Source organism: Paracoccus simplex, assembly GCF_042648325.1.
Lineage (GTDB): Bacteria > Pseudomonadota > Alphaproteobacteria > Rhodobacterales > Rhodobacteraceae > Paracoccus > Paracoccus simplex.
In genome coordinates this window covers 155,494-166,271 of sequence record NZ_JBHRXE010000037.1, presented here as the reverse complement: position 1 = coordinate 166,271, position 10,778 = coordinate 155,494, and the positions used below count along the sequence as shown (strand labels likewise).

The following is a 10,778-nucleotide window of genomic DNA, read 5'->3' as shown; positions in this document are numbered from 1 at the left end:
TCGCCCGGCTTGTCAATCGCCGGTGAAGGGGCGGCCGGGCTTCGGCTGCCGAAACCGCGCCGGCGCGGCCGGGCCGGCGGAAAACCTCAGCGGCAGCGGGCGGGATTGACGCCCACCGCGCGCAGGCCCCAGTCGGTCATCTGCGCCACCAACTGCTGGCCCGCCGCGTCGAAGGCCGGGATCAGGTCGTCGGTTTTCGTGCTCGGCGCGTCGGCCGTGGCCGCGAAATGGCCGCGCGCGACCACGCTGGCATCCATCTCGCGCACCATCTGCGCGTCCACGGTCAGCCTGATCACCGCGCCCTTGCCCGAAACCTCGGCGTTGAAATCCTGCACCTCGGAGATCAGCGCGTAATCCCCCGCCGTGCCCAGCGGCGCGCGGCCGACATGGGTGAAGGCGTCATAGCTGCCGAAGGCGCGCACCAGCAGGGTCTGCAGGGCCACCGGCACCGTGTCGCCCCAGCGCGCATCGGGCAGGTATTGCGTCTGCAACTGGTTCGGGCGGATCATGATGCGGTCGGTGTCCAACGTGCCGCGCGCCTTGGGGGGCTCGATCACCAGTTCGGCCAGCCGGCCGCGGCCGCAGCTTCGCGGCGCCTCGGAAGGCGGGCGCAGCTCGAACACGTCGCGGTCGGGCTCGCCCTCCAGCGCCTTCAGCGCGGCGCAGCCCGGCAGGGTCAGGGTCAGGGCGAGAAGGGCGGCGGTCAGACGCATGGCGGCTCCTTAACGGCGGAACTCGGGAACCCGCGGCCCCGAGAAGACTTGCGACGGGTTGCGCCTCAGCGCCGAGACCAGCTCGTTCACGTTGCCCACCAGCCCGCGCAGATCGCTGGCCATGCGGGTGAATTGCGGCAGTCCCTCGCGGGTGAAAGCCTGCACCGGGCCGCGGGTGCTGTCCAGCATCCCGCGCAGGCTGGCGAAGGCGGCCTCGGCGCTGCCGGCGGCATCGCGCAGCCGCTCGGTGATCTCGGGCAGGTCGGCGACCACGCGGTCGATGGCCTCGTTCGCCTTGGCCAGGGTGGCGCGCAGGTCGGCCACCACCGGCTCGACATTGCTGTTCATCACCCGGTCGGCGCTGTCGAAGGCGCGCTCGGCCGAGGCGAGCGTGCGGTTTCCCACCGCCAGCGCCGCGTCGAGGCTGTCGAGGCTTTTGTCCGCGCGCGCGCTCAGCCGCGCCAGGTCGGTCTGCAGCGTGGTGGCGGTCTGGTCCAGGCGCTGCGTCAGGCTGCGCAGGTCGCCCGAGACATAGGCGCGCACCTCGTCCAGCGTCGCGGTGCCGGAATCCAGCGCCCGGTCGGCCTTGCCGGCGGTCTCGTCAAACTTGGCCAGCGCGCTGTCGGCATTGCCCAGCGTCGTCTCGGCCGCCGCGGAAAGCCCGTCCAGTCGCTCGCCGAAGGCCGAGATGTCCGCCGCCGCCGAGGCGATGGAATCGGTGGCCGCGGTCACGTCGGCCAGGGCCTTGTCCAGGTTGGCGCTGGAGCGTTCCACATTGTCCAGGATGTTGCGCACCCGGCTCTGGTTGTCGTCGCCCAGAAGCTGGGTCATCTGCTCGGCCACGGTGTTCAGCCGCGAGATCATCTCGGGCCCCTGGTCCGACAGGGTCTGCAGGGCCGAGCGGTTGGCCGGGATCACCGGGATGCCGTCCGGTTGCGCCTCGCGCAGCAGCGGCGCGTCGGGGCTGCCGGCGGTGATCGCGACATTCGAGACGCCGGTGACGCCCTGGATCTCGATCGAGGCGCGGGAATTGGTATGCACCGGCGTATCCTCGGCCAGCTCGACGCGCACCCGCACGGCGCCGTTCTCATCCCCGGCCAGCTGCATGTCCACCACCTTGCCCACCGAAAGCCCGGCGAAGGTCACCTCGGAGGAGACGGTCAGGCCCGAGACTTCCTTGAAATAGATGTCGTAATAGGCGAATTGCCGGTTGATCTGCAGCTTGGCGAACCACATCAGGAACAGCAGCACCCCCAGGAAACCGGCGATGGTGAAGGCCCCGATCAGGACATAATTGGCCTTGGTTTCCATTGGCTACTCCTTGCTCCGGCCGGTGGCGATGGCGGCACGGGCGCGCGGTCCGTGGAAATATTCATGCACCCAAGGATGATCCACCTTCAGCATCTCGGCCATGGTGCCGCTGACCAGCACCCGCTTTTCGGCGAGCACCGCGACGCGGTCGCAACAGGCGTGCAGCGTGTCGAGGTCATGCGTGACCAGGAAAACCGACAGGTTCAGCGCGTCGCGCAGTTCGACGATCAGCCGGTCGAAGGCGTCGGCGCCGATCGGGTCCAGCCCCGCCGTCGGCTCGTCCAGGAACACGATCTCGGGGTCCAGCGCCAGGGCCCGCGCCAACCCCGCGCGCTTCTTCATGCCGCCCGACAGATCCGAGGGGTATTTTTCGTTCGCGCCCCAGGGCAGTCCGGCCATCGAGACCTTGAGTTCCGCCAGCCCCGCCCGTGTCCCGGGCGAAAGCCCCGGCACGGCGCGCAGCGGCACCTCGACATTCTCGCGCACGGTCAGCGACGAAAACAGCGCCCCGGCCTGGAACATCACCCCCCAGCGCCGCTCCAGCGCCTCGCGCGCGGCGCCATGCAGCCGGCCCACATCCTGGCCGAAGACCCGCACTGTGCCGGCGGCGGGCCGGTTCAGCCCGACAATGGTGCGCAAAAGCACCGATTTCCCGGTGCCGGACCCCCCGACCACGCCCAGGATCTCGCCCCGCTTCACGTCCAGATCCAGCCCGTCATGCACGACATGGCGGCCGAACTGGGTGCGCAGCCCCCGGACCTCGATGACGTTCTCGGCCGCGTTCTCGGTCACAGCCCGACCTCCGAGAAGAAGATCGAGAACAGCGCATCGGCGACGATGACCGCGAAGATGGCGTTGACCACGGCGGTCGAGGTCTGGGCGCCCAGCGATTCCGCGTCCTTGCCGACCTTCATCCCGGCATGGCAGCCGACGATGCCGATGATGACGGCAAAGACCGGCGCCTTGGACAGGCCGACGATGACATGGTCCACGCTGGTTTCTGCGATCAGCCGATAGCGGAACATCGACGGCGAAATGCCCAGCTCGATCCAGGACATCAGCGCGCCGCCGACCAGGCCGGCGACATTGGCGATCAGCCCCAGGATCGGCAGGGTGATGATCAGCGCCAGCACGCGCGGCAGAAGCAGCACCATGTCGGGATCGAGGCCCAGCGTGCGCATGGCGTCGATCTCCTCGTTCATCTTCATTGAGCCGATCGAGGCGGTCAGCGCCGAGGCGGTGCGGCCGGCGACGATGATCGCGGTCAGCAGGATACCCAGCTCGCGCAGGATCGAGATGGCGATCAGGTCGATGACAAAGACCTCGGCCCCGAACTGGCGCAGTTGCGCCGCGCCCTGGAAGGCCAGCACCACGCCGATCAGAAAGGACATCAGGGCGACGATCGGCACGGCGCGCAGCCCGGTTTCCTGGCAGTGCCAGACCAGCGAGGTCAGGCGGAAATCGCCGGGATGGCGGATGCCGCGCGCCAGGGCCGCCAGGAAGCGGCCCAGATATTCGGCCAGCTCGCGCAGGAAGGTCAGCGCCGTCACCACCCAGCGCCCGGTCGCCTCCAGCATCTGCCGCCAGCCGGCGGGCGGCGGACTGTCCGCGTCCGGCTGCGGCCGGGCCTTGGCGACCGCCTCCAGCAACCGCCCCTGCGGCCCGCTCAGCCCCTCCAGCGCCGCGCCCGCCTGCGCGCGCTGGTCGAGATACCAGGCGCCGGCGGTGTCCAGCCGGGTGACGCCCGCCAGATCGAGCCGCGCCGCGCTCTCGGCTTCGGCCGGCAACCGGCCCAGCGTCCAGACGCTCAGCTCGCCCTCCAGCCGCAGGACGCCGTCCGAGACGGTGGCGCGAAGCGTGGGATCGTCGGGAAGGCTGGCCATGGCGGTCCTGAACGGGAATTGATACGGATTTCATCCGGCTATTGCCGGGATTTGTCAAATCGGGCCGCTTGGTGCGCCGGTCGCCGCCCGGGGGTCGCGGCCCGGAAACCCTGGGAAAACCCTGGGACGAGGCGGATCGACCCCGGTCGCCAGCCCGTCCGGGGCAGAAATTTACGTTTTATTTTCAGGTTGTTCTCGTTGACCAAGATTCACGCTATGGTTTAGTAAAGCCTGCACGACCAGAGCAGGAAATCCTCGGGACCAGGCGTAAAGAGTTCCCCGTAAGTGGTGGTCCCGAGGAGAACCGTTCACCCCTGCGCCAGAGCGCGCATCATCCGCACCGGCTCGGTCCGGGCCAGGCGCAGGACATGGGCGATGAAGGGCTGCTGCATGTCCTCGCTGCGGATCGCCGCGTAAAGCCGGCGCAACATGCCCTGCGGGCCCAGCGGCAGCAGCGCCAGTTCCGGATTGCCGGCCTGGGCGCGCAGCACCCAGTCGGGCATCACCGCCACCCCGCGCCCCGAGGCGATCAGCATCAGCGCGATGGCGGTCTGCTCGACCTGCCGGACATGGGCCGGCTCGACCCCGGCCGGATCGAGGAATTGCGAGAATACGTCCAGCCGCGCCCGGTCCATCGGATAGGTGATCAGCGTCTCGCCCGTCAGGTCCGCGGGTTCGGCATAGCCCTTGGCGACCAGCGGATGGCCGGCCGCGACCACCATGGTCGGGGCATAGTCGAACAGCGGCTGGAAGGTGACGCCGGCGATCTCCTCGGGATCCGAGGAGATCACCATGTCCACCTGCCCCCGCTCCAGCGCCGGCAGCGCCTTGAGCGCCAGGCTGGAGCGGATGTCCAGGTCCACCTCGGGCCAAGCGCGGCGGAACTGGTCCAGCACCGGCAGCAGCCAGTCGAAGCAATGATGGCATTCCATCGCCACATGCAGCCGGCCGGCGCGGCCCAGTTCGACGGCGCGGAACTCGGCCTCGGCGGATTCGATCAGCGGCAGCACCTGTTCGGCCGTGCGCAAAAGCCGCATCCCGGCGGCCGACAGCCGCAAGGGCTTGGTCTTGCGCAGGAAAAGCTCGACCCCTGCCTGCTCTTCCAGCGCCTTGATCTGATGCGACAGCGCCGATTGCGTCAGGTTCAGCACCTCGGCCGCGCGGGCCAGGCCGCCTTGTTCATGAATGGCGCGCAGGCTGCGCAGGTGACGAAGTTCCAGGTGCATCTTGAGCCAATCTCATCACGATCTTGAAGATTATGAATTTGTCTCACGTCGGGCTGCATGTCACAAGACCTGCGACAAAAGGATGGCACCATGACCACACCCGCGATCAGCTTCGAATTCTTCCCGCCGCGGAACCTGGACCAGTCGTTCCGGCTGTGGGAGACGGCGCGGGCGCTGGCGCCGCTGGGGCCGGATTTCGTTTCGGTCACCTATGGCGCCGGCGGCACCACCCGGCAGCTGACGCATGAGGCGGTGACGGCGCTGGCCAGCCATTACGGGCTGAACGTCGCCGCGCACCTGACCTGCGTGGACGCGACGCGCGACGAGACCATGCAGATCGTCGCCGATTACGCCGCTGCCGGCGTGCACGAGATCGTGGCGCTGCGCGGTGACGCGCCGCAGGGGCAGGACCGCTTCACCCCGCATGCCGACGGTTTCGCCGATTCGGTGGCGCTGATCGAGGCCATCGCGGCGCGCGGCGACATGACCATCCGCTGCGGCGCCTATCCCGAGCCGCATCCGGAAAGCCCCGACACCGCCGCCGACGTGGCCTGGCTCAAGCGCAAGGTCGATGCCGGCGCCAGCTCGGCGATGACGCAGTTCTTCTTCGACGCCGAGACCTATTTCCGCTTCCGCGATGCCTGCGCCGCGGCGGGCATCGACGCGCCGATCATCCCCGGCATCCTGCCGATCCAGAGCTGGGCCGGGGCCCGCCGCTTTGCCGAACGCTGCGGCACCTCGGTCCCGCAATGGGCCGAGGACGCCTTCGCCGCTGCCGGCAAGGAGGGCGAGGCCCGGCTGGCGCTGGATGTTTGCGTCAGGCTGTGCGAGCGGCTGGTCGAAGGCGGCGTGGACAGGCTGCATTTCTACACGCTGAACAAGCCCGACCTGGTGCTGAAGGTCTGCGCCGGCCTGGGCATCGAGCCCAAAAGCCCGTTTTCGCAGGTCGCCTGACCGGAGGCGCATCAGCCATCCCCCGGCGGGGTGCCGGGCGTCACCGCTGCGGTCTGCGGCTGGGGCTGCGGCTCTGGTTCGGGCGGTGGTGGGGCCGGGCGGATGAAGGACAGCCGCCGATGCGGCCGCGGCGGCGCGGCATCGGCCAGCGGCCCGGCCAGAAGCGCCGGGCCGGGATAGGGACGCGGCACCGAGCGGTGCAGCGCCTCGGACGGATCGGTGCCGGCAAGGCGGGGCGCGCGGGCCAGGAAGGCCTTGCCCCAGCTGCGCCACGAGCCGACCGAGGGCGCGCTGGGATCGCGGGGGAAATGCGCCTGCCAGCCGCGGGGCAGGGGCAGGCCGCAGGTCTCGGCCCGCGACATCATCCAGACCAGCGGGATATTCGCCAGCGGACGGGCATATTCCAGCCCCGAAAGCTGCCCGCCGATATCGGGATGGCAGCCGCGGAACCACATCTGTTCGATGCGGCCGGGGGCCGATTCGCTGTCCCAGAGCAGCGGCTGGAAGGCGGCGCGGGTTTCGTCCAGCGCCAGGGCCTGCGCGCCATGCTCGACATCGGTGCCCAATTGCTCGTCATGGAAGCGGAATCGCGGCTCGGTCAGCATCCACAGCAGCGGCAGGCGGATCCCCAGCGCCATCACCGTGTCGAAGACCCCGATCATGCGGATCGGCACGAAGGGGTGGCACAGCTCCGGCTCCAGCCGCTCGACCCCCAGATCCTCGCCATTGCGATAATAGTCCCAGGCGCGCTGGACATTTCTGGCCGTGGCATGGGCATGGGTCAGCAGCCCCACCCGGCCGATCATCCCGGCCAGAGAGCGCACGGCGAAGGCGCCGCGCGAATAGCCAAAGAAGAACAGGGGGTTGCCCGGCCGCCATTCGCGGGAAAGCCAGGCATAGGCGTCGCAGATATGCCGCTCCAGCGTGGCGCCCATGGTCAGTTCGGGCAGCGTGCGCCAAGCCTGCCATTGCTGGCCCGGCGCGTAATGCAGCCGTACCGGCGCCGGCAGGCGGCCCAGTTCGCCCGACAGCATCGCGTGAATTCGGGCGATGGAGGACCTGCGCCCCTGCGTCAGCGAGGCGAAGGTGCCATCCATCAGAACGACCTGGCATATCGGCGGACGAGGTGATTCCATGCGGCGACGCTAGCACGGAAACGCCAAGGGTCGATTAATGCCTATTCAAGCGCGTTCACGGTCAGGTGTGCCATCAGCCCGAAGCCGTTGAACCGGGTGTTGGTGACCGTGGAATAGGCGCCGGCGCCGTGGAAGATGACGAAATCGCCCTCTTGGATGTCGCCGGGCAGGGCCAGTTCGCCGGGCAGGCGGTCCACGGAATCGCAGGTCGGGCCGAAGATGACGCGGGGCAGGGGCTCGCCCTGGCGCGCCGTGCCCTCGGGCGTCAGCACCTGCAGCCGGTCCAGGTTGCCGACGATGGGCAGCTCGAACAGCCCGCCATAGACGCCGTCGTTCAGGAACACGTTCTGGCCGTCGCGCACCGCCTTGACGCGGGTGATCAGCGAAAAGGCGTCGGCGCACAGCCCGCGGCCGGGCTCGCAGACCAGCGCCGGGGCCTGGCCGTCGAAAGCCTCGTCGGCGACCCGGCGGATCAGCGCGAAGATCGCGGCCAGGTCGGGCTCGACCCCGGTCACGCGATGTGAGGGGAAGCCGCCGCCGACGTTCAGCCGCCGCGCCCTGACGCCGGCGGTGCGGCAGATCTCGGCGGCGGTGGTGATGTAGCTTTCCCAGGCATGCGGATCGACGCATTGCGTGCCGGGATGGAAGGTCAGCGAGGGGATATAGCCGCGATCCGCCGCCGCGCGCAGCAGCTCGGCCGCCAGTTCCGGCGAGGCGCCGAATTTCGAGCCGAAATCATAGGCCGCACCCAGGACCGGCAGCTTGAAGCGGGGCGAGATCTCGCAATTCTCGGCCGGCACCCGGGCGAAGAGCTTGTCCAGTTCCGAGCGGCTGTCCACCGACCAGGCCTTGATGCCCGCCTCGACCGCATGGGCGATCTCGGCCTGCGAGCGCACGGGGTTGTGGTAATGCCGCGCCGCGTCCGGCGCCAGCCGGCCGATCAGGTCGATCTCATAGGGCGAGGCCACGTCGAAACCCTTGACCCCGGCCGCCGACAGGGTGCGGATCACCGCCTCGTCCGGGTTCGATTTGACGGCATAGGTGACCAGGCCGGGAAAGCCGCGCAGGAAACGCTGCGCATTCTCGCGCAGCACCGACGGGGCAAAGACCATCACCGGATTCTCCGGCGCCAGCTTGCGGATGATCTCGGAGGGATTGTCCCAGACGGTCTTGGGCCCGCGGCCCTCGGTCAGTCCCATCGGCATGTCCTTCCTGTGCGCGTTTGGGGTGGAAACAAGTCTGCGCCCTATGGGTTCCGATTGAAGCAATGAAAAGGGTGGAAATGGTCTGAACTATGGGTAATCTGCCGAAAGTGTCGTCATTATGACAGGTGGACGGTGGACGAGCTCGATCGGGGAATTTTGACCCATCTCGCGCAGGATGCGCGCATGTCCGTCGCGGTGCTGGCGCGGCGGCTGAAGGTGGCGCGCTCGACCGTGCAGGCGCGGCTGGAACGGCTGGAAACCTCGGGCGCCATTGCCGGCTATACGCTGCGGCTGGGCGATTCCGCGCGCGAGCATCGTATCCGTGCCACCTGCCTGCTGACCATCGAGCCGCGCTCGCAGGCCGCGATCCTGGGCCGGCTGCGCAGCCTGCCCGAGGTCGAGCGCATCCACACCACCAGCGGTCGGGTCGATCTTTTGCTGCAACTGGCCGCCATATCGACCAGCCAGCTCGACGATGTGCTGGATCAGATCGGCGGTCTGACCGGCGTGAAGTCCAGCGAGAGCCTGATTCACCTGTCCACCAAGCTGGACCGCGCCACCTAGCCGTGCCCGGCGCGCAACAAGGTGACGGTGGTGTCGCCATATTTGCGCTGGTCGATCTGGGCGAGCCCGGCGACCGGGGCGGGCGGTGCCGATTCTTCCCAGACCACCATGCCGCCGGGGGCGATCCAGCCGCCGGCCAGCGCCGATTCCAGCGCCCGCTCGCCCAGGCCCTGGCCATAGGGCGGATCAAGGAAGACCAGCCCGTAGGGCGCGCCGCGATTCTCGCCCAGCCGGGTCGCGTCGCGCCGCCAGACATCGGTCACGCCCATGGCGCGGGCCTTTTCGATATTGGTGCGCAGCAGGCCGCGCGCCGCCACGCCGTCATCGACGAAGGCCACCCGCGCCGCGCCGCGCGACAGCGCCTCGAGCCCCAGCGCGCCGGTGCCGGCGAACAGGTCCAGCACCCGGGCGCCGGGGATCGGATTGCCATGCGTGCCGTTGATGAGCAGGTTGAAGATCGACTCGCGGACCCGGTCGGTGGTCGGGCGCAGATGCGCCGCCGGATCGCCGGCGCCGAGCTCGGCCAGTTTCAGCCCGCGCAGGCTGCCGCCGACGATTCTCATGCCATCAGCGCCTTCAGTTCGGCCGCCGCGATTACGGCCTCGGGCGCGGGTGAGCGGCCGGCCTCGATCAGCCGCTTGCCGACCATATAGGCGCGGGCGTCGTTCAGCGCATCCACCGCGATCAGCCGGCCGGCGCGGTAATACCAGACCGAGCCGCCATGGTCCGCTGGCCGCGTCACCACCCGGTCGTAACCGAGGTTCAGACCGGCGATCTGCAGCTTGGCGTCGAACTGGTCCGACCAGAACCACGGTTTCGGCACATAGGCGGTATCGGCGCCCAGCATGTTCGCCGCCACCGCCTCGGCCATGTCGATGGCATTGCCGACGCTTTCCAGCCGCAGCCGTCCACCGGCTGCGCAAAGATCGGGCGCCGGAAAGCTGGCGCAATCCCCGGCCGCCCAGATCGCCGGGTCCGAGGTCCGCCCGAACGCATCGGTGGCGATGCCGTTGTCGACGACCAGCCCCGCCGCTGCGGCCAGCGCGGTCTCGGGCGCGATGCCGATGCCGCAGATCACCAGGTCGGCCGGCAGGCGGCGGCCGTCGGTCAGTTCGACCCCGTCGGCGGCCGTGCTGCCGGTGATGCGGGCGATGCCGGTGCCCTCGACGATCTCGACGCCATGGGCGCGGTGCAGGGTGCGGATCATCTCGGCCGTCTCGGGAGCCGCCACCCGGCCGAGGATGCGCGGCGCCGCCTCGACCAGCGTCACCTCCAGCCCCAGCTTGCGGGCCACCGCCGCGGCCTCCAGCCCGATATAGCCGCCGCCGATCACCACCAGCCGCCGCCCGGCGACCAGCGCCGGTTGCACCCCCGCGATGTCGGCCAGATTGCGCACCACATGCACGCCCGGCAGGTCGCCGCCCATCGCGGCTGGCAGCCGGCGCGGCGCGGCGCCCAGCGTCAGGGCAAGCTGGTCATAGGCATGTTCGCCGCGCTCCGTGATGACCACGCGGCGGTCGCGGTCGATGCGGGTGGCGCGCTCGCCCAGGTGCAGGGCGATGTGCTGCTCGTCCCACCAGTCCGGGGCGCGCAGCGTCAGCCGGTCCAGCCCCATCTGGCCCAGCAGATAGGCCTTGGACAGCGGCGGGCGCTGATAGGGCGGCGCGGGCTCGTCGCCGATGACCGCGATGCCGCCTTCATGTCCCAGCGCGCGCAGTTTCGCCGCCAGAGAGGCCGCCGCCTGTCCCGCGCCAAGGATCACGATGTTCATTCTTCGCCCTCGCTG

At 69.4% G+C, this 10,778-nt stretch carries 11 protein-coding genes; 2 read left to right on the top strand and 9 right to left on the bottom strand.

From position 1 onward, the window contains the following. Nucleotides 1-86 precede the first annotated feature (86 nt). The 5 genes from ACFOMP_RS13590 to ACFOMP_RS13570 form a co-directional block, all read right to left on the bottom strand. Nucleotides 87-713, bottom strand: a complete 627-nt coding sequence (locus tag ACFOMP_RS13590) for an ABC-type transport auxiliary lipoprotein family protein (RefSeq protein ID WP_379031432.1) — start codon at nt 711-713, stop codon at nt 87-89. A gap of 9 nt (nt 714-722) precedes the next feature. Continuing rightward, nucleotides 723-2,024 carry an MlaD family protein gene (locus tag ACFOMP_RS13585; protein WP_379031429.1) on the bottom strand — a complete coding sequence of 434 codons (1,302 nt, stop codon included), beginning with the start codon at nt 2,022-2,024 and terminating at the stop codon, nt 723-725. A 3-nt stretch (nt 2,025-2,027) separates the two neighbouring features. After that, complete coding sequence (locus ACFOMP_RS13580; protein WP_289893018.1) at nt 2,028-2,816, bottom strand: ABC transporter ATP-binding protein; 789 nt, start codon at nt 2,814-2,816, stop codon at nt 2,028-2,030. Then, nucleotides 2,813-3,907, bottom strand: a complete 1,095-nt coding sequence (locus tag ACFOMP_RS13575) for an ABC transporter permease (RefSeq protein WP_289893020.1) — start codon at nt 3,905-3,907, stop codon at nt 2,813-2,815. Before ACFOMP_RS13575 ends, ACFOMP_RS13580 begins: the two co-directional genes overlap by 4 nt. A gap of 308 nt (nt 3,908-4,215) precedes the next feature. Beyond that, nucleotides 4,216-5,133, bottom strand: coding sequence for a LysR family transcriptional regulator (locus ACFOMP_RS13570; RefSeq protein WP_379031425.1), 918 nt, complete (start codon nt 5,131-5,133; stop codon nt 4,216-4,218). 90 nt (nt 5,134-5,223) lie between these two features. On the opposite strand from ACFOMP_RS13570, the gene metF reads away from it, so the two are divergent. Further along, complete coding sequence (gene metF / locus ACFOMP_RS13565; protein WP_289893022.1) at nt 5,224-6,087, top strand: methylenetetrahydrofolate reductase [NAD(P)H]; 864 nt, start codon at nt 5,224-5,226, stop codon at nt 6,085-6,087. A gap of 11 nt (nt 6,088-6,098) precedes the next feature. Here metF and ACFOMP_RS13560 read toward each other — a convergent pair whose 3' ends face one another. Both ACFOMP_RS13560 and ACFOMP_RS13555 read right to left on the bottom strand, forming a co-directional pair. After that, complete coding sequence (locus tag ACFOMP_RS13560; protein WP_379031422.1) at nt 6,099-7,184, bottom strand: DUF2235 domain-containing protein; 1,086 nt, start codon at nt 7,182-7,184, stop codon at nt 6,099-6,101. Nucleotides 7,185-7,264: 80 nt separating this feature from the next. Next, a complete protein-coding gene (locus tag ACFOMP_RS13555; RefSeq protein ID WP_379031419.1) occupies nt 7,265-8,422 on the bottom strand; it encodes a type III PLP-dependent enzyme in 1,158 nt (385 codons plus the stop codon). A gap of 138 nt (nt 8,423-8,560) precedes the next feature. On the opposite strand from ACFOMP_RS13555, the gene ACFOMP_RS13550 reads away from it, so the two are divergent. Beyond that, nucleotides 8,561-8,992, top strand: coding sequence for an Lrp/AsnC family transcriptional regulator (locus tag ACFOMP_RS13550; RefSeq protein WP_017999354.1), 432 nt, complete (start codon nt 8,561-8,563; stop codon nt 8,990-8,992). Here the strand turns inward: ACFOMP_RS13550 and rsmD are convergent. Both rsmD and ACFOMP_RS13540 read right to left on the bottom strand, forming a co-directional pair. After that, nucleotides 8,989-9,555, bottom strand: coding sequence for a 16S rRNA (guanine(966)-N(2))-methyltransferase RsmD (gene rsmD, locus ACFOMP_RS13545; RefSeq protein WP_289893025.1), 567 nt, complete (start codon nt 9,553-9,555; stop codon nt 8,989-8,991). The two genes, ACFOMP_RS13550 and rsmD, sit on opposite strands and share 4 nt — an antisense overlap. Further along, nucleotides 9,552-10,763, bottom strand: a complete 1,212-nt coding sequence (locus ACFOMP_RS13540) for an NAD(P)/FAD-dependent oxidoreductase (RefSeq protein WP_379031414.1) — start codon at nt 10,761-10,763, stop codon at nt 9,552-9,554. The genes rsmD and ACFOMP_RS13540 overlap by 4 nt, the downstream gene beginning before the upstream one ends. Between the last annotated feature and the right edge of the window lie 15 nt (nt 10,764-10,778).

What these genes read in the sequence shown, in the direction of transcription:
- ACFOMP_RS13570 (WP_379031425.1), bottom strand. Translation starts at nt 5,133, where the DNA reads ATGCACCTGGAACTTCGTCACCTGCGCAGCCTGCGCGCCATTCATGAA.
- ACFOMP_RS13555 (WP_379031419.1), bottom strand. Translation starts at nt 8,422, where the DNA reads ATGGGACTGACCGAGGGCCGCGGGCCCAAGACCGTCTGGGACAATCCC.
- ACFOMP_RS13590 (WP_379031432.1), bottom strand. Translation starts at nt 713, where the DNA reads ATGCGTCTGACCGCCGCCCTTCTCGCCCTGACCCTGACCCTGCCGGGC.
- ACFOMP_RS13540 (WP_379031414.1), bottom strand. Translation starts at nt 10,763, where the DNA reads ATGAACATCGTGATCCTTGGCGCGGGACAGGCGGCGGCCTCTCTGGCG.
- ACFOMP_RS13585 (WP_379031429.1), bottom strand. Translation starts at nt 2,024, where the DNA reads ATGGAAACCAAGGCCAATTATGTCCTGATCGGGGCCTTCACCATCGCC.
- rsmD (WP_289893025.1), bottom strand. Translation starts at nt 9,555, where the DNA reads ATGAGAATCGTCGGCGGCAGCCTGCGCGGGCTGAAACTGGCCGAGCTC.
- ACFOMP_RS13560 (WP_379031422.1), bottom strand. Translation starts at nt 7,184, where the DNA reads ATGGATGGCACCTTCGCCTCGCTGACGCAGGGGCGCAGGTCCTCCATC.
- metF (WP_289893022.1), top strand. Translation starts at nt 5,224, where the DNA reads ATGACCACACCCGCGATCAGCTTCGAATTCTTCCCGCCGCGGAACCTG.
- ACFOMP_RS13575 (WP_289893020.1), bottom strand. Translation starts at nt 3,907, where the DNA reads ATGGCCAGCCTTCCCGACGATCCCACGCTTCGCGCCACCGTCTCGGAC.